The following is a 17,834-nucleotide window of genomic DNA, read 5'->3' as shown; positions in this document are numbered from 1 at the left end:
ATGCAATTTCGTAACGGCCCCATCGGCCTGGTCTTTCACACGATCTTCATCCTGTTCATCCTGGCGCCCATCGTCATGGTGTGCGCGGTGGCGTTCACGTCCGAGGGCTTCATTTCCTTGCCCACGGGCGGGCTGTCGTTGCGCTGGTTCCGCGCCATCCTGGACAACCCGCGTTTTATCGAGGCGTTCTGGTTCAGCCTTGGCCTGGGCACCCTGTCCGCCACGCTGGCCATCGGGCTGGCCGTGCCCAGCGCGCTGGCCCTGGCCCGCAACCGCTTTCGTGGCCGCGAGGCATTGGTGGCGTTCTTCCTGTCGCCGCTGATGATTCCGCATGTGGTGCTTGGCCTGGCATTCCTGAAGTTCTTCACCACTGTGGATCTGGCCGGCACCTATGTGGGCCTGGTGGTGGCGCATGTCATCCTGGTGATGCCCTACGCGCTGCGCCTTGTGCTGGCATCGGCCACCGGTATCGACCCCGCGCTGGAGCGCGCCGCGCAATCGCTGGGCGCGTCCAACTGGACGGCATTCCGGCGCGTGGTGCTGCCGCTGCTGCTGCCGGGCGTGGTCAGCGGCTGGGTCATCGCCTTTATTACCAGCTTTGACGAACTGACCATGTCGATCTTCATCGCCTCGCCGTCCACGACGACGCTGCCGGTGCGCATCTTCCTGCATATCGAAGACACCATCGATCCGCTCGTGACCGCCGTGTCGGCCGTGCTGATCTACGTGACGATCATCGCCATTTTCATTCTGGACCGCGTGGTCGGCCTGGAAAAGCTGTTTGTAGGAAAGGGACGCTAATGACGGACGAGAAAGAACTGGCGCCCCGCGCGCCCGTGCATCGCGGCATTTATGACGCCGCGGTGATCGGCGGCGGGCTGGTGGGATCAGCCATTGCCTATGGCTTGCGGCGCGAGCTGGACCATGTGGCCGTGCTGGACGAAGGCGACGTGGCCTACCGCGCGTCGCGCGGCAACTTCGGGCTGGTGTGGGTGCAAAGCAAGGGCATGGGCCTGCCGCGCTACGGCGTGTGGACGATGACGTCCGCGTCCGGCTGGCCGCGTCTGGCCGCGCAACTGCTGGATGAAACCGGCGTGGACGTGCACCTGGAACAGCGCGGTGGGCTGCATGCGCTGCTAAGCGACGAAGAGGTGGAAGCGCGCGGTACGTTCATGAAGACCTTGCTGGCGCAGCCGGGCATGGCGCAATACGACTGGAAGCTGCTGGACCGCGCCGAAGTGGCCGACCTGGTGCCGGGCATCGGCCCCGATGTGCGCGGCGCGACGTGGACGCCGGTCGATGGCATTGCCAACCCGCTCAAGCTGCTGCGCGCCTTGCATGCGAGTTTTGCACAGCGGGTTGTGGATTACCTGCCGCGCCGTCCGGCGCAAAGCATCAAGCAGCGCGACGGCGTGTTTGAGATCGCGACGCCCTCGGGCACGGTGCGCGCGCGCAAGGTGGTGCTGGCATCGGGCTTGTCCAACAAGGACCTGGGTGCGCAGGTGGGTCTGGACGTGCCGGTGCGCCCGCAACGCGGCCAGATCGTGGTGCTGGAACGCACGCGCCGCCTGTTGGAAACACCGTTGTCCACCTTGCGCCAAACCGATGAAGGCACGTGGCTGATCGGCGATTCGCAGGAAGAAGCCGGCTATGTGGATAACCTGGTGGGGCTGCCGATCCTGGGCACGCTGGCCGACCGCGCCGTACGCACGCTGCCTGCATTGCGCGACGTGCGCGTGGTGCGTAGCTGGGCGGCGCTGCGCGTGATGTCCAAGGACGGCTTTCCGATCTATCAGCAATCCGAAACGTGCCCGGGCGCCTTTGTCGCCACCTGTCATAGCGGTGTGACGCTGGCCGCCGCGCACGCCCTCAATCTGGCGCCCATGATCGTGGCCGGCAAGCTTGCCGACGACATGGCGCCCTTCTCGACCCGGAGGTTTCATGTTCAAGAGGCTTGATGAGGCGCAGCGCCAGGCGCAAGGCGCGCCCGTGCGCGTGACGGTCAACGGGGCCGAGCTGCAATGCCGCCAGGGCGACAGCGTGGCGGCCGCCTTGTTCGCGGGCGGTGTGTCGGCCTGTCGCGACACCGCCGTGAACGAAGTGCCGCGCGGGCCCTATTGCATGATGGGCGTGTGCTACGACTGCCTGGTCACCATTGACGGCCAGGCGAACCAGCAGGGCTGCATGACGGCCGTGCGCGAAGGCATGAAGATCGAGCGCCAGCTGGGCGCGCGCAAGGTGCAGGCATGATCGAAACAACGCAATGCGATTTGCTGGTGGTGGGCGCGGGTCCGGCCGGGTTGGCGGCGGCGACGGTGGCGGCCGGGCTGGGCGTGGATACCGTGCTGCTGGACGAACAGCCGGCGCCGGGCGGACAGATCTATCGCGCCATCACGACCACGCCGGTGACCGACCGCGGCATCCTGGGCGAAGACTACTGGCATGGTGCATCCCTGATTGCGCCCTTCAAGCAATCGGGCGCGCGCTACGTGCCGGGCGCCACGGTGTGGGCGGTGGCCGAGCGCACCGCGCCGCATCCCGAAAAGGGCTTTGAAGTGGCGTATTCCGTGGCGGGTGAAGCGCGCATCATCCATGCGCGCCGCTTGCTGCTGGCAACGGGCGCGCAAGAGCGTCCCTTCCCCATTCCGGGCTGGACGCTGCCGGGCGTGATCACGGCGGGTGCCGCGCAGATTCTGCTGAAGTCGGCCGGTGTGGTGCCGGCGGATCGCACGGTGCTGGCGGGCAGCGGCCCGCTGCTGTATCTGGTGGCGTGGCAATACCTGAACGCGGGCGTGAAGATCGACGCGCTCTTGGAAACCACGCCGCCCGGACGCATGGGCCAGGCGCTGCCCAAGGTCTGGGGCTTTCTGCGGTCGCCGTATCTGGGCAAGGGCTTGAAGCTGCTGCGGGCTGTCAAGGCCGCGGTGCCGATCACACGCGGCGTGACCGCGTTGGAGGCCGTTGGCGACGGCAAGCTGCAAAGCGTGCGCTACACGGCGGGCGGCGTCACCAAGACCTTGCCGGCCGAACAACTGATGCTGCATCAGGGCGTGGTGCCCAACGTGAACCTGTCACGCGCCGTGGGTGCCGAGCATCGTTGGAACGACGCCCTGGACTGTTGGGAGCCGCAGGTCGACGAGTGGGGCCTGACGACGGTGGACGGCATCGGCATGGCCGGTGACGGCGCGGGTATCGCGGGTGCGTTGGCGGCGGAACACCGGGGCCGGCTGGCCGCGCTGCAAGCCGCGCATCTGTTGGGCCGTATCGACGCCGCCAAGCGCGATAGACAGGCCGTCGCGCCGCGCGAGGCGCTTGCCCGTGCCGTGAGAGGCCGCGAGTTCTTCGATACGCTCTACAAGGCGCCTGATGCGTTCCGGCGGCCCACCGGCGACACCATCGTGTGCCGCTGCGAGGAAGTCACCGCCGCGCAGGTGCGCGAAACGGTCAAGCTCGGGTGCAGCGGACCTAACCAGATGAAGGCGTTTCTTCGCTGCGGCATGGGGCCGTGCCAGGGGCGCTTCTGCGGGTTGACGGTGGCCGAGATCATCGCCGAAGAGCGCGGCGTGCCAACGCAGGAAGTGGGCTATTACCGGCTGCGCTTTCCGACCAAGCCGCTGACGCTGGGCGAGCTGGCGTCGCTGCCGCAGACGGACGATTCCCGCCAAGCCGTTGTCCGCCTCAAAAAGTAATGCCATGACCGTTTCAACGCGGTCGGCGGCGGTCATCATCATTGGCGGGGGCCTGCACGGCAGCTCGGCCGCGCTGCATCTGGCGCGTGCGGGCGTGCCCGCCCTGGTGATCGAAAAGAACTACGTGGGTCGGCACGCGTCGGGCGTGAACGCGGGCGGCGTGCGGACCTTGTCGCGGCATCTGGCCGAAGTGCCGCTGGCGCTGGCCTCGCGCGAACTTTGGGTTCGCATCGGCGACCTGGTGGACGACGATTGTGGTTTCGAGCAGCACGGGCAGGTGCGCGTGGCCGAGAACGCCGCCGACGCCGACACGTTGCGGCAGCGCCTGCGCACGATGACGGACCATGGCTACACGCACGAAGCATGGATCAGCGCCGAGGACCTGCGCGACATGATCCCCGCCATCGCGCCAACCATCCAGGGCGGGCTGATCGCGCGCGAGGACGGCGCGGCCGACCCGTATCGCACAACGCTGGCGTTTCGTACCAAGGCCGCGAGCCTGGGTGCGCGCTTTCTGGAAGGCGTGCGCGTGCATGGCGTGACGCACGACGGCACGCAGTGGCGCGTGGACACTGATGCCGGCACCTACACCGCGCCGCAAGTATTGAACTGCGCGGGTGCCTGGGCTGACCGTATCGCGGCGCAGTGGGGTGAGCCGGTGCCGCTCCTGGCCATCAGCCCGATGATGTTGGTGACGTTGCGCATGGATCACTTTCTGGACCCCGTCGTGCTGGGCACCGGGCGCGCGCTATCGTTCAAGCAGCGCGGCAATGGCACGGTGCTGATCGGCGGCGGGCGGCGTGCCTGGGTGGATCGCGACGCCGAATGGACCGAGCTGGATTTCCGCTCGTTGGCGGAAGGCGCGCGTACGGTCTGCGACTTATTCCCCCACATGCGCCACGCCATCGTGAACCGGGGCTGGGCGGGCATCGAAGCGGCCATGCCGGACGAGATCCCCGTGATCGGTCGCAGCAGCCGCCACGAGACCGCGTTCCATGCGTTCGGCTTTTCGGCGCATGGCTTTGAACTGGGCCCCATCGTGGGCCGCATCATGGCCGATTTGATTATCACCGGCGCGACGGACATGCCGATTGCGCCCTTCCGGATTGACCGTTTTTCGGACGCGGCGAAGGCGTCCACCCCATCAGAAAAGGAGCAGGACGAATGAACGACGACATCGTGCGCAAGCAAACCAACCAGCGCCTGAGCCGCATCGTGATCCATGGCGATACGGTCTATGTGGCGGGCGTGACGTCAGCGGCCGAAGGCGGCATCGTGGCGCAGACGCGCGACGCGCTGGCCAAGATCGACGGCTATCTGGCCGAGGCCGGCACCGACAAGTCGCGACTGCTGTCGGTGCAGATCTGGCTGAAGGATATCGACCGCGATTTCGCGGGTATGAACAGCGTGTGGGCCGAGTGGGCGCTGCCCGATGCGATGCCCACCCGCGCCACCTGCGAGGCCAAGCTGGCCGCGCCGGAGCTGCTGGTGGAGATTATCGTGACGGCCGCCAAGCGGCCGCCGTATGTCAGCGGGCCGGTGTCTGAAAGCTGACCTGACCCGGGCGGCCCGGCAGATTCAAGGTGGCGGTAGCGGGCGGCGTGGTGGCAATCACCTGCCCCGCGCGCAGCACCATCAGGCGGGTCGCGCGCAGGCGTAGCGCTTCGACGGGATCGCGCGCTTGCAGCAACACCAGGTCGGCACGCTTGCCGACCGCGATGCCCGTGTCGTCCAGCCCCAGGATCTTGGCGGGCGTGGTCGTCACGGCCTCGAAACAGGCGCGCATGGCGTCCTGGCCCGTCATCTGGGCCACGTGCAGACCCATGTGCGCCACTTCCAGCATGTCGCCCGAGCCCAGGCTGTACCAGGGGTCCATCACGCAGTCATGGCCGAAGGCCACCGGCACGCCGGCCGCCAGCAGTTCGGGCACGCGGGTCATGCCACGGCGCTTGGGATAGGTGTCGTGGCGGCCTTGCAGTGTGATGTTGATCAGCGGGTTGGCAATTGCCGCGACACCGGCTTCGCGCATCAGCGGGATCAGCTTGGACACGTAGTAGTTGTCCATGGAATGCATGGACGTCAGGTGCGAACCGGTGACGCGGCCGTGCAGGCCCAGGCGTTGGGTGTGGTACGCCAGCGTTTCGATGTGGCGCGACAAGGGGTCGTCGCTTTCGTCGCAATGCATGTCGACGCGCAGGCCGCGTTCGGCGGCCAGTTCGCACAGGATGCGCACGGATTCGGCGCCGTCCTGCATGGTGCGTTCAAAGTGCGGAATGCCGCCGACCACGTCCACGCCCATGTCGAGCGCGCGCTTCAGGTTGTCCAGCGCACCGGGCGCGCGCAGCACGCCGTCTTGTGGGAAGGCGACCAGTTGCAGGTCCAGGTAGGGTTTGACCTTTTCGCGTACGTGCAGCAGCGCTTCGGTGGCGAGCAGGCGCGGGTCACAGACGTCTACGTGCGAGCGGATGGCCAGCAGGCCGCGGGCAACGGCCCAGTCGCAATATGCCAACGCGCGTTCCACCAGCGCTTCCTGCGTCAACAGCGGCTTGAGTTCCCCCCACAGCGCGATGCCTTCCAGCAAGGTGCCGGACTGGTTCACGCGCGGCAGCCCGAAGGACAGCGTGGAATCCATGTGAAAGTGCGCGTCCACAAAGGGCGACGACACGAGCTGGCCGGCGGCATCGATCACGTGCCCGGCTTCGGCTTTCAGCGCGGGTTCCACCGCCGTGATGCGACCCTGCGCCACGCCGATGTCGACGTTCGTGCGCCCATCGGGCAGCGTGCAATTCTTGATAATCAGATCGAGCATGGGGTGATCCTAATGGAAGTTCAGTATTTCACAATGCCGCAAAAGTACCCCACCCTCGGGGTCGCGCGGAGCCGGCTCCGCCGGCCCGTCGCGATGCTCCCTTGAGGGGGAAGCGCGCAGCGCTTCGGGGCTGGGTCCCCGCTAGCGTTCGCCTTTGCGGTACGGCTTCATCAGCGCTTGGGGGTAGGCGGCGCGGCGCGCCATGACTACCAGGGCGAGGATGGACAGGATGTATGGCAGCATCACGTACACCTGATACGGTAGCTCGGGCAGGCCGGGCAAGGCCGCGCCGCCTTGTTGCAGGCGCAGTTGCAGCGCATCGAAGAAGGCGAAGATCAGCGCGCCCAGCAGCGCCTTGCCGGGCCGCCACGATGCAAACACCACCAGCGCCACGCACACCCAGCCGCGGCCGTTGACCATGTTGAAAAAGAACGCGTTGAACGCCGCCAGCGTCAGGAAGCTGCCGGCCACGCCCATCAGTGCCGACCCGGCCACAATCGCGCCGATGCGCAGTCGCGTGACGGACAGGCCCTGCCCTTCGGCGGCGGCGGGGTTTTCGCCCACCATGCGGATCGCCAACCCGACCGGGGTGCGGTTCAGCACCCAGGCAAGAATGGGCACGGCGGCCAGCGCGATCAGTGTCATGGGCGTCTGCCCCGCCAGCACCGGGCCGATCAGCGGAATGCCGTCCAGGAATTTCATCTCGGCAAACGGCGTGATCGTGGGCGGCGTGTTCACGCTGGGAAACGTCACCCGGTAAGCAAAGTACGACAGGCTGGTGGCAAGCAGCGTCACGCCCAATCCCGACACGTGTTGCGACAGGCCCAGCGGCACCGTCAGCACGGCATGCAGCAAACCGAACACGGCACCGGCAAAGGCCGCCGCCAACACGCCCACATACAGCGGCGCGCCCAGGTACACGACCAGCCAGCCGGTAAATGCCCCGGCGGCCATGATGCCTTCGATGCCCAGATTCAACACCCCCGCACGCTCGCACAGCAGCACGCCCAAGGTGCCCAGAATCAACGGCGTCGCCAGACGCAGCACGGCGACCCAGAAGGCCGAGGAACTCAACAGATCCATCCATTCCATGGCGTGCTCCTCAAGCCCGGTTGCGGCGCAGGCGGTACTGCGCAAATAGCGTCGCGACCAGCATGGCAAGCAACGAGGTGGCGACGATGACGTCGGCGATGTAGTTCGGCACCGCGATGGCGCGGCTCATGCTGTCCGCGCCGACCAGCATGCCGGCGACAAAGATGCTGGCCAGGATCACGCCCAGCGGATGCAGCCCGGCCAGCATGGCGACGACCACGCCGGTGTAGCCATAGCCCGGCGACATATCCAGCGTGACGTAGCCGGTGCGGCCCGCCACTTCGATGGCGCCCGCCAGGCCGGCCAGCGCGCCGGACAACATCGCGGTGCCGAGCATCACGCGGTTGACCGGCAGGCCCAGGAAACGCGAGGCGTGCGCGTTGGCGCCCACGGCGCGCATCTGGAAGCCGAACACCGTGTAGCGATTCAACAGCCACAAGCCCAGCGCCAGGCCCGCGGCCCACAGCAGCCCGGTGTGGGCGCGCGTGCGCTCGATCAGCTTGCCCAACTCCAGGTCGCCGTTAAGCGCCACGGACTGCGGCCAGCCCATCGCCATCGGGTCCTTCATGGGGCCGTCCAGCATCATGGACACGAACAGCAGCACGATGAAGTTGCCCAGCAAGGTGGTCACCACTTCGTCCACGCCCAGGCGGGTCTTGAGCAGCGCGGGAATCAGCAGCAGCAAGGCGCCGGCCAGCGCGGCCGCCAGCATCATGCCGCCGAACAGCACGGGCACCGGCAGGTCGAACCCCGTGCCGTCGTGCAGCCCGCCGATGGCCACCGCCGCCAGCGCGCCCAGATACAGCTGGCCTTCGGCGCCGATGTTGTAGAAGCGCGCGCGAAACGCCACGGCACAGGCCAGGCCCGTCAGCATCAAGGGCGTGGCGCGGGTCAGCGTTTCAGACAGCGCGAAGCGCGAGCCGAACGCGCCTTCGAACAGCAGCGCGTAGGTGCGGCCCACGGGCGCGCCGGCCCAGGCGACCAGCAAAGTGCAGACCGCCAGGGTAAAGAGGATGGCCGCGATGGGGGCCAAGGCCAGCGCCAGGCGGCTGGGCTCGGGGCGGCGTTCCAGGATCAGTTTCATGCGAGTAAGGCTCGGTAAAGGGGGGCGCGGCAGGCGCGGCGCGCGACGGTACGAGTCGTCACGCGCGCGTTCCCGTCATGGCCAGGCCGACGGTGGCGGGCGTCCATTCGGCCACCGGTTTGACGGCCACCAGCTTGCCGCCGCACAGCACGGCGATGCGGTCGGCCAGCGCAAAGATTTCTTCCAGGTCTTCGGACACCAGCAGCACGCCGGCGCCGCGCGCGCGGGCGGCCAGCAGCTGCTCGCGCACATAGGCCACGGCGCCGATGTCCAGGCCCCAGGTGGGCTGGTCGGCCACGATGAAGCGCGGTTCGCGCGCCAGCGTGCGGCCCAGGATCAGCTTTTGCATATTGCCGCCCGACAGGCTGCGCGTGCGCACATCCAACGAGGCCGCGCGCACATCGAACTGCTTGGCCAGTGACGCGGCGTAGGCGCGGCCGGCGCGTGCGCGGATCAAACCGTAGCGCGCGAAGCGCTTGTCTTTGAGGTCTTCAACGATGGCGTTTTCCCAAAGCGGGCTGTCGCCGATCATGCCTTCGCCGTGGCGGTCTTCGGGGATGCGGCCGACGCGGGCAGCGGTCCAGCCGGCGGGCGTGGTGGGCGCGGGCGCGTGTTCCGCGCCCAGCCGGATGGTGCCGTCGCTGGGGTGGCGCAGGCCGGTCAGCACCGATACCAGCGCCTGCTGGCCGTTGCCGGCCACGCCCGCGATCGCCACGATTTCATGTTTGTGGACGGTCAGGTCCAGGCTGTCCAGGCGCGGCGCGCCATCGCGGCCGTCGCGCACGGTCACTTGCGACAAGGTCACGACCGGCGCGGCCTGTTCGGCGGCGGCCACCGCCTCGGCGCGCGGCATGACGACCTTGCGGCCCACCATCAGTTCCGCAAGCTCGGCGGGGCTGGTGCCGGCGGTGTCGCGTTCGGCCACCAGCTTGCCCTGGCGCAGCACGGCCACGCGGCGCGATACGGCCATCACTTCGTCCAGCTTGTGCGAAATGAAGATGACGGCCAGGCCGTCGTCGACAAAGCCGCGCAAGGTGGCGAACAGATCCTGTACTTCTTGCGGCGTGAGCACCGCGGTGGGCTCATCCAGGATCAGCACGCGCGCGCCGCGATACAGCGCCTTCAGGATTTCAACGCGCTGTTTTTCGCCGACGGACAAGCCGCCCACGCGCGCGTCCGGGTCCACGCCCAGGCCGAAGCGCTGGCCCAGTTCAACCAGGCGGCGGCGTGCCTTGGCGCGGCCCGAGGCCAGCTTCCACAGCGATTCCGTGCCGACCATGATGTTGTCCAGCACGCTCAGGTTGTCGGCCAGGGTGAAGTGCTGATGCACCATGCCCACGCCCGCCGCCAGCGCGGCGTCGGGCCGGCCGGGCGGCAGGGGCTTGCCGAACACGTCAATGCTGCCGGCATCGGCCACATAGTGGCCGAACAGAATCGACACCAGCGTCGATTTGCCGGCGCCGTTCTCGCCCAGCAAGGCCAAGACCTCGCCCTGCCGTAGCGTCAGCGAGATATCGTCGTTGGCCGTCAGGCTGCCGAACCGTTTGGTGATCCCTGTCAGTTGCAGGGCGAGAGGCGCTTGGTTCATCGTGCCGAGGACTTGGGTTCTTTGTCGTTGACCTTGACGGTGAAGCTGCCATCCAGGATGGCCTTCTGCTTGGCCTCGACCTTGGCGATGAGATCGGCCGGGATCTTCTTTTCGAAGGTGCCCAGCGGCGCGAGAGACGAGCCCTTGTGCTTCATCAGCGAATACTGGCCGTAGTCTTCAGCCTTGAACGTGCCGGCCTTGACCTGCTTGAGGGCTTCGTCGATGGTCGGTTCCATGCTCCACAACGCGGATGCCACGACGGTCTCGGGGTACTGCGGCTGCGTGTCGATCACGTTGCCGATAGCCAGCTTGCCGCGTTCCTTGGCGGCATCCGACACGCCGAAACGCTCGGCGTACAGCACGTCCGCGCCCTTGTCGATCATGGCGAAGGCGGCTTCCTTGGCCTTCGGGGGATCGAACCACGAACCGATGAAGGTCACGGTGAATTCGGCCTTCGGGTTCACTTCCTTGGCGCCTTCAATGAAGGCTTGCATCAGGCGGTTCACTTCGGGGATGGGGTAGCCGCCCACCAGGCCGATCTTGCCCGTCTGGCTCATGCCGCCGGCGATCATGCCGGTCAGGTACGCGGGTTCCTGGATGTAGTTGTCGAACACCGAGAAGTTGGGCTGCTGCGGCTTGCCCGACGAGCCCATCAGGAAGGCGGTCTGCGGATAGTCCTTGGCCACCTTGCGGGCGGCGGCTTCCACGGCGAAGGCTTCACCCACGACCAGCTTGTTGCCCTGCTCGGCGTACTGGCGCATCACGCGCTCGTAGTCGGCGTTGGTGACGTTTTCCGAGAAGGTGTAGTCGATCTCGCCACGGTCGCGCGCGGCGGTCAGCGCCTTGTGGATGCGCGACACCCATTGCTGCTCGACCGGCACCGTGTAGATGGCGGCAACCTTGGTCTTGGCGGGGGCTTGGGCTTGCGCCGCGCCCGAGAACAGCAGCACGCCGGTGGCGGCGGCCGCGGCCAGCTTGAGCAGGCCACGGCGGGCAATGCCGCCTGCGGACGAGGGGGACAGGGATTTCATGCGGGTGACTCCTTCGCGGGGGATGGAAACGTGATGGGATGGCAGCGATGCGGCGGCGGCACGGTGTGTGCCGGACAGCGCCGGGCACGGCCGGCAATGCGGGTGTCGCGCGGATTCGCGGTCCAACGTGCCACGGTCCCGGCCACCGGCGGACAAGTCGGGGCAATCGGACGAAAACGTGGGCGTGGGATCGGTCATCGGATGGGGACGCCGGAAGGCGCGTCCCATCCACATGGTCGGGTTCGCTGCCAGTCCTGGCGAAGCAAGTTGTATGCCATGCGCTTGCCCTGCACTAGTCGGGGAAACCTGATGGCCGGGCGGAATTATAGGCACCCTGGCAGGGAAACGTGGCACCAATTTGGTGCCTGCCGTCCCAAGGGATGGACACGGCGCGTGGAAAACCGCGTTTTGGTGCGCGGGCGCGTTCGCCAAGCGCCGCGCGGGCGGCAGGCCCATTAAAATCGCCGCTTCGGCCGTGCGTGGCGCGGCAAGCTGGAAGATCCATGCAAGACATTCAATTGCTGCTCGAGCAATACGGCGGGTGGCTGGTGTTCGCCAACGTCCTGGTCGAACAGGCGGGCCTGCCCGTGCCCGCCTACCCCATGTTGATCGCTGCCGGTGCGTTGGGCGGCGCGGCGGGTTGGCTCGCGCCGTGGCTGGCCGCGACCGTTGCCTGCCTGTTGGCCGACACGCTTTGGTATGTGGCCGGCCGCCGATATGGCGCGCGGCTGTTGGGCGTGGTTTGCAAGATGTCCTTGTCGCAGGATTCCTGCATACGCCAGACGCAGCGCCTGTACCTGCGCATTGGCGTGCGCGCCTTGCTGGTGTGCAAGTTCCTGCCCGGCGCGGGCGCGCTGTCCACCGTCATGGCCGGGCTGACCGGCACGGCGTATCGGCGCTTCCTGGCCTACGACCTGGTCGGCGCGATGATCTGGGCGGGTTCCGCGCTGCTGCTGGGCGGGCTGTTCCACAGCGTCATCAACGACGTGCTGGATGTGCTGGGCACCTACGGCCCGATGGGCTTGGGTGTGCTGGCGGCGGTGCTGGCGCTGTACATACTGGCGCGCTTTTTGCGCCGCAAGATCCTGCTGCGCAGCCTGCGCGTCATCCCGCGCGTGTCGGTCGACGAGCTGATGCAATGGCGTCAGGACGGCCGCAACACGCTGGTCTTTGACGTGCGGCCCGACGCGCAAGGCGACGGCGCGCGCATTCCCGGCGCCATCGCCGTGGACCTGAAGGCGCCCCTGCCCAAGCTGGATGCGCAGGCGCTGGATTCCGACATCGTGGTCTATTGCGCCTGCCCGAACGAGGTCTCGGCCGCACTGCTCGCCTCGCGCCTGCGCGCTGCGGGATACCCCAAGACGTGGGCGCTGCGCGGCGGCTACGAAGCGTGGATGGAGCGCAATCAAGAGGCTTGATCGAAAGCGGGCGACACGTGAGACCGGTGACCCGTGGCACCCGGTTGCCCGGTCTGGTCCCTGGCCAACCGTCTTGCGCGATGTCGGAATTCGGCTCCCCCTGATACGCGCTATCAGACTCCTCCTATAGACCTGCCCCGCGTCTATTGCGCAAGATCTTGGCTTCGGGTTGAGGTCCAGGGCGCCGTGCCTCTTGCATGCCGGCCTGGTTCCCGTCGACAAGGAGGTCTTGCATGGCAGCCCCTGTTGTCGGTGCGCTTATCTGGGGATATCGCGCCTACCGTGCTTACGCCGCCTACGAAACGGCGCAAACCGCCATCGAAACGGCCGAGACGCTGGCGCAGATCGGCCAGCGCAAGAAAGAGGTCCAGACCATCCTTAAAGATGCCATCAGCGGCATGAAGAAAGAGATCGACATCAAGAGCTCGACGTTCGTGCGCACTGGCGGCAACGTCACGGTGTCGCGCGGCCGCCGTGAAAACGTGACGTACCGGCAGTACATCGAACGCAAGATCCCATTCCGGCCGGTGATCAGCATGGTGTGCCAGTGGGCGCTGAAGTCGCCGCTGGTCGTGCCCAGACGGATACGCAAGAAGATCCCGGGCGAGGTCATCGAAACCACGATCGATATCGCGCTCAAGCAGACCACGGCGTCGCTGGTGTTTGAAGCGGTGGATGACCTGCTGGCGTGGCAAAGCCCTTTGAAAGCGGAACCTAACTACAACGCCGCGTCGCGCGCGGCGATGCTGGGCGACCCGGCGACGCGACCCCTGCGCATCAGTGAATATTTCCCCTTCTGGCCAAGGCCGAAAGGCAGCCTGGCGCCGGATTTGGTCATCGTGGAATACCGCCAGCAGCCGTTTGAGGTCGACAACGTGTTCGCGGCGGTGGAGATCAAGTTTCCGAACGACTGGGTCAGGGATGTGCAGATAAGCGACTACCTTGAACTGATGGGCCGGGATCCCCAAAAAGTTGCACTCTTGCGGGTGCCGGAGGATTGCACCGGCTATCGGCCAGAGAAGGCTGGCGATAGCGATCGAAAGCCAAGGAGAGGACGATGAGCGCCAGTCACCCTTTGATCGACGACGACGATCTGTTCGGCATGGTCACCGACCTGAAAAAATGGCCTCACACCGCCGTCGACCACGGCGCGTTCGAATTATCGACAACCCTGTTTTCGACGTTCTACTTCACCTACGAGCCCACGCATTACCTTCAGACAACGCTCGCGATGATCGATGTGAAGGAGGCATTCGAGAATCTGGTTGGGCATCCGTTCACCGTCGCCACGCATCCTGACTCCGAACGCCCGCATCCCTACGGCTCGAAGCGGCTTGGCGATATACGCGAGTGGGCGAGGCGAAAGCCTCTGGAAAATGTTTTCGTCGTAAAGTTCTCAGACGAAAAGAACGACCAAAGTTCGCCAACCCATTCCGCGTATCTGTGGCGGCACAATCTGCGGGGCGATCGTGAACAAAACTATTCATCGATCCAGTTTTATTACCGCTGGCAATGGTGGCTGGAGAACAAGGACGCGTGGCGGCGGTTCATGCTGGATGCGATCGGCCGCCTGAAGCCGGCCCAGGTCTACAGCGGCTTTTCAATGGGAAACCCGCTGGAATTCGGCATGCGTGCCGAAACAGCGGTATGGGATCGCGCGTTGGCGCCACATTTTTATGGCCTGGATACCGATTACCCATTCGGCATGTCGCTCACGCCGCAGCTGCCTTCCGGCATCCGTCCACCCACCTGGGGCTTCTTCCTGTCCGACATCTGGCGCAATAAGGCGTCTCTTTCCAGCGAAGACGTGATCGCGCAACTTGCCGATCCGCGTATCCGTATCGACGCCCTGAGTGGCGGTCATTGGATCGAGCTGGGGCCGCAACCCGAGCTCTATCCGGTGGAAGACGGCGTGCCCGCGCTTCCCGTTTTGCTCAACCGGCTGCTGCGCAGAATTCGCCACCCGCAGCTGGATCTGGTCGGCTTCGGCGAATGGGACGGCGACCCGAACGAACGCTTCAACCGTCGCGACACTCAGCGTTGGCTGGCGCGGTTCGACGATGACAGCGATTGGCCCACGCCGGACATTCGTGGTCATGAACCAGGGGCGCCGGCGGTCGATCCCGTACCCACCCACGTCGTCGCGGGCAGCACGATTCCGTCTGAGGGCTGGTGGTACACGCTGGCGCAAGACCAGTCACGCCGCTACTTCAAGGCCGACGATGTCGCGCCACCCATCTCCCAGGACACCTCGCGCGGGCGCGTCATCTGGCAACGCGATATCGACCAGCGGGCGCCTGAACCTGAACCGGCGCGCGGCGCCGAAACGGGCCAGCTTGCCCCTCGCGCCGGTCAGTGGCGCGCGCACCAAGTGGCCGACGTCTGGTGCGTCGTGGCCAAACATGAGCCCTTGCCGGCGTACCAAGGGCGGCCAATAACGTGGCGGTGGATGCACGAAGCCGTGGCCGCGCCCGCGGGCGCCGCGCACGGTCGGTCGGGCCAGGCCTGCCCCTACCCTGGCACATGGACGTGCCAGGAATTTGCCACGGGCCCCCAGACCTTCATGCATCAGACGATCTTCCCGCAGATCAATGGGCAGGACGTCACCTGGGTACTGGTGACATTCATGAAATAACCGGCCCAGGCTGATGATCGGCCCTGCGACGCGTTGTGGCCGCGCGGGCTCGTTTGGATGCACGCCGGGGTGGGCGAGGCTTGTTGCCAAGCGCATAATTCCAGTTCAGCCCGCAATACAGGTGGGCGGCTACAGGAGAGACGAATGCGGTTGTTGTTTTTGGGTGCCGGCGGCACGGGCGGATATTTCGGCGGGCGCGCCGCGCAGGCGGGCGCGGATGTGACCTTTCTGGTGCGCGAACCGCGCGCCGCGCGCTTGCGCGAACAAGGCTTGCGCATCAAGAGCCCGCTCGGTGATGCCACCTTGCATCCGAAGCTGGTCACGCAGCAGACGCTGCAAGGCACCTATGACGTGGTCGTGCTCAGCTGCAAGGCGTACGACCTGGCCAGCGCCATCGACGCCATCCGCCCCGCTGTCGGTCCGGACACCGCCGTGCTGCCCATCATGAACGGCGTGCTGCAATACGACGTGCTGGACCGCGAATTTGAACCGCATCGCGTGTTGGGCGGGCTGTGCCAGATCAACGCCACGCTGGGCCCGGACGGCGAAGTGGTGCACCTGGGCAAGCACGCGAATATCGTCTTCGGCGAACGCGCGGGCCCGGCGCGCAGCGAGCGTTGCGTGGCGCTGGAACAGGCTCTGGCCGGCGGTGAATATGTCAGCTGCCTTAGCGAAGACATCCACCAGGACATGTGGGAAAAGTACGTGATGCTGACCACGCTGGCCGCCGCCACGTGCCTGATGCGCGGCTCGATCGGCCAGATTGCGTCCACCGACGACGGCATCGATATCCTGAAAAGCCTGCTGCAAGAATCGCAGGCCGTGGCCGCCGCTTCCGGCCATGCGGTGCGTCCGGAGGCCGATGCGTTTGTGCAGAACTTGATCAGCGACCGCACGCAACCCATGACGGCGTCCATGTTCCGCGACCTGCGCCAGGGCCTGCCGGTGGAAGCGGACCACATTGTGGGCGACATGGTGCATCGCGCCCACACGCTGGGCGTGGACGCGACCTATCTGCGCGTGGCCTATTCGCATTTGCAGGTGTATCAGGCGCAGCGCGCGGCCGCTGCCGGTTGATTGGTCCGGGTGGGTCTATGGGTTCATGATCCATTGATTCATGATGCATTGATGCATGGATTGCAAAAAACTCGTCCCTTTTGATGGGTTTGTTGTTCGGAATTGACCGAATAGTATGGATTGCCAGATTCGGGGCGACAGGCGGCGCATCGTGCACCGCCTGCCGCCCCGCCCCTTTCCCAGGAGCAAGACCATGAAAATCGCATTGATCGGAATCACGGGCCGTGTGGGCTCGCGCGTGGCGGACGAACTGCTCAAGCGCGGCCACCAGGTAACGGGCATCGCCCGCAACCCAGCCGACGTCAACGCCCAGCCCGGCCTGACCATCCAGCAGGGCGACGCCACCGACCCCGCCACCTTGACCCCCCTGCTGGCCGGCCACGACGCCGTGGTCAGCGCCACACGCTTCGTGTCGACCGACGCCAAGCCCCTGATCGCCGCCGTGAAGAACGCGGGCGTGCCGCGCCTGCTGGTGGTCGGCGGCGCGGGCAGCCTGCTGGTGGCGCCCGGCACGCTGTTGATCGACACCCCCGAATTTCCGGATGCCTACAAACCCGAGGCGCGCGCAGGCGTCGTGTTCCTGGACACGCTGCGCCAGGAAAAGGTGCTGAACTGGACGTTCCTGTCGCCCTCGGCAATGTTTGAGCCGGGCGAGCGCACCGGCCAGTTCCGCCTGGGCGAAGACCACCTGTTGGCCGATGACGAAGGCAAGAGCTGGATTTCGATGGAGGACTACGCGATTGCGCTGGCCGACGAAATCGAAACCCCGCAGCATGCGCGCCGCCGCTACACGGTGGGCTACTGAAGCCGCCGCCGGCCCCTGCCGCCAAGGTCCCTGGGAGCCCGTCAAGGGCTCCTTTTTCTATTGTGCAAGCCTGCCGGAACCCGCCTTTTTGTTTGTAAACTGGCAGGCCGCCAGCCGGCGTATCCAGAAGTTGTCCGTATGCGTATGAAGTGCAAATCCTTGGCCGCCTGTGTGCTGCTTGCGTCCCAAAGCCTGGCCTGCGCGCCCGCGCTGGCGGCCGCGCCGCAGTCGAACAAGGAGATCGTCGTTGCGTTTTTTCGCATGATGTTCCAGGACCGCGACGTCGATGAGGCCGTGCGCCTGTACGTCAGCCCCAACTATGTGCAGCACAACCCTTACATGCGTGATGGCGTCAGCCCCATGGTTGATTTCTTCCCGCCTTATTTCGGCCAGCATCCGCAAGCCATCGTCGACATCAAGCGTGTGATCGCCGAGGGCGATCTGGTGGTGATCCACAATCAATGGCGTGATTCGCCTGAAGATCGAGGTCAGGCCATCGTCGACATCTTTCGGGTCGACAAAGGAAAGATCGTCGAACACTGGGACGTCAGCCAGGAAATTCCCGAGAACCCCGCCAATCAGAATGGCATGTTCTAACAAGGCCGC

General features: G+C 66.1%; 17 protein-coding genes. 12 read left to right on the top strand and 5 right to left on the bottom strand.

Annotated elements, in window-relative coordinates; all coding sequences use genetic code 11:
• The 6 genes from AC0Z35_RS21765 to AC0Z35_RS21740 are packed head-to-tail and all read left to right on the top strand — an operon-like array spanning position 1 to position 5,243.
• Entirely contained in the window at positions 1 to 801 is an 801-nt protein-coding gene (locus AC0Z35_RS21765; RefSeq protein WP_046804014.1) for an ABC transporter permease, read from the top strand.
• Positions 801 to 1,958 (top strand): NAD(P)/FAD-dependent oxidoreductase, encoded by a 1,158-nt coding sequence (locus AC0Z35_RS21760; RefSeq protein WP_046804013.1) that lies wholly within the window; start codon positions 801 to 803, stop codon positions 1,956 to 1,958. The genes AC0Z35_RS21765 and AC0Z35_RS21760 overlap by 1 nt, the downstream gene beginning before the upstream one ends.
• Positions 1,942 to 2,250: a (2Fe-2S)-binding protein gene (locus tag AC0Z35_RS21755; protein ID WP_046804012.1), complete on the top strand. Its 309-nt coding sequence runs from the start codon at positions 1,942 to 1,944 to the stop codon at positions 2,248 to 2,250. Before AC0Z35_RS21760 ends, AC0Z35_RS21755 begins: the two co-directional genes overlap by 17 nt.
• Entirely contained in the window at positions 2,247 to 3,689 is a 1,443-nt protein-coding gene (locus AC0Z35_RS21750) for an FAD/NAD(P)-dependent oxidoreductase (protein WP_120153302.1), read from the top strand. The genes AC0Z35_RS21755 and AC0Z35_RS21750 overlap by 4 nt, the downstream gene beginning before the upstream one ends.
• 4 nt (positions 3,690 to 3,693) lie before the next feature.
• Positions 3,694 to 4,857 carry an NAD(P)/FAD-dependent oxidoreductase gene (locus tag AC0Z35_RS21745; protein WP_485132684.1) on the top strand — a complete coding sequence of 388 codons (1,164 nt, stop codon included), beginning with the start codon at positions 3,694 to 3,696 and terminating at the stop codon, positions 4,855 to 4,857.
• Positions 4,854 to 5,243, top strand: a complete 390-nt coding sequence (locus tag AC0Z35_RS21740) for a RidA family protein (RefSeq protein ID WP_046804009.1) — start codon at positions 4,854 to 4,856, stop codon at positions 5,241 to 5,243. The genes AC0Z35_RS21745 and AC0Z35_RS21740 overlap by 4 nt, the downstream gene beginning before the upstream one ends.
• On the opposite strand, the gene AC0Z35_RS21735 is transcribed toward AC0Z35_RS21740, so the two are convergent.
• The 5 genes from AC0Z35_RS21735 to AC0Z35_RS21715 form a co-directional block, all read right to left on the bottom strand.
• On the bottom strand, positions 5,218 to 6,498 hold the full coding sequence (locus AC0Z35_RS21735; protein ID WP_219991484.1) for an amidohydrolase family protein: 1,281 nt from the start codon (positions 6,496 to 6,498) through the stop codon (positions 5,218 to 5,220). The genes AC0Z35_RS21740 and AC0Z35_RS21735 overlap by 26 nt on opposite strands.
• 141 nt (positions 6,499 to 6,639) lie before the next feature.
• Positions 6,640 to 7,590 carry an ABC transporter permease gene (locus AC0Z35_RS21730; RefSeq protein ID WP_485132683.1) on the bottom strand — a complete coding sequence of 317 codons (951 nt, stop codon included), beginning with the start codon at positions 7,588 to 7,590 and terminating at the stop codon, positions 6,640 to 6,642.
• Between the two features lie 10 nt (positions 7,591 to 7,600).
• Positions 7,601 to 8,674, bottom strand: a complete 1,074-nt coding sequence (locus tag AC0Z35_RS21725; protein WP_046804006.1) for an ABC transporter permease — start codon at positions 8,672 to 8,674, stop codon at positions 7,601 to 7,603.
• Positions 8,675 to 8,732: 58 nt separating this feature from the next.
• Positions 8,733 to 10,262 (bottom strand): ABC transporter ATP-binding protein, encoded by a 1,530-nt coding sequence (locus tag AC0Z35_RS21720; protein ID WP_319306383.1) that lies wholly within the window; start codon positions 10,260 to 10,262, stop codon positions 8,733 to 8,735.
• Entirely contained in the window at positions 10,259 to 11,293 is a 1,035-nt protein-coding gene (locus AC0Z35_RS21715) for a BMP family protein (protein WP_485132682.1), read from the bottom strand. The genes AC0Z35_RS21720 and AC0Z35_RS21715 overlap by 4 nt, the downstream gene beginning before the upstream one ends.
• A 503-nt stretch (positions 11,294 to 11,796) precedes the next feature.
• On the opposite strand from AC0Z35_RS21715, the gene AC0Z35_RS21710 reads away from it, so the two are divergent.
• The 6 genes from AC0Z35_RS21710 to AC0Z35_RS21685 all read left to right on the top strand — a co-directional run bounded on the left by AC0Z35_RS21710 (position 11,797) and on the right by AC0Z35_RS21685 (position 17,825).
• Entirely contained in the window at positions 11,797 to 12,711 is a 915-nt protein-coding gene (locus AC0Z35_RS21710; protein WP_485132681.1) for a DedA family protein/thiosulfate sulfurtransferase GlpE, read from the top strand.
• A gap of 233 nt (positions 12,712 to 12,944) precedes the next feature.
• Positions 12,945 to 13,772, top strand: coding sequence for a VRR-NUC domain-containing protein (locus tag AC0Z35_RS21705; protein WP_120153315.1), 828 nt, complete (start codon positions 12,945 to 12,947; stop codon positions 13,770 to 13,772).
• The gene (locus AC0Z35_RS21700) at positions 13,769 to 15,346 is read left to right on the top strand and encodes a type VI immunity family protein (protein ID WP_485132680.1); all 1,578 of its coding nucleotides are present in this window, start codon (positions 13,769 to 13,771) and stop codon (positions 15,344 to 15,346) included. The genes AC0Z35_RS21705 and AC0Z35_RS21700 overlap by 4 nt, the downstream gene beginning before the upstream one ends.
• Before the next feature lie 144 nt (positions 15,347 to 15,490).
• Positions 15,491 to 16,423 carry a 2-dehydropantoate 2-reductase gene (gene panE, locus AC0Z35_RS21695; protein WP_485132679.1) on the top strand — a complete coding sequence of 311 codons (933 nt, stop codon included), beginning with the start codon at positions 15,491 to 15,493 and terminating at the stop codon, positions 16,421 to 16,423.
• 193 nt (positions 16,424 to 16,616) lie between these two features.
• Positions 16,617 to 17,228 (top strand): NAD(P)-dependent oxidoreductase, encoded by a 612-nt coding sequence (locus tag AC0Z35_RS21690; protein ID WP_046804001.1) that lies wholly within the window; start codon positions 16,617 to 16,619, stop codon positions 17,226 to 17,228.
• Positions 17,229 to 17,366: 138 nt separating this feature from the next.
• Positions 17,367 to 17,825: a nuclear transport factor 2 family protein gene (locus AC0Z35_RS21685; protein ID WP_052945974.1), complete on the top strand. Its 459-nt coding sequence runs from the start codon at positions 17,367 to 17,369 to the stop codon at positions 17,823 to 17,825.
• The last annotated feature ends 9 nt before the right edge of the window (positions 17,826 to 17,834 follow it).

This window comes from Achromobacter sp. 1L-A-4-B-C2 (assembly GCF_057291955.1).
Note: the sequence above shows the minus strand (reverse complement) of the source record. Positions and strands in the feature narration are given on the sequence as shown.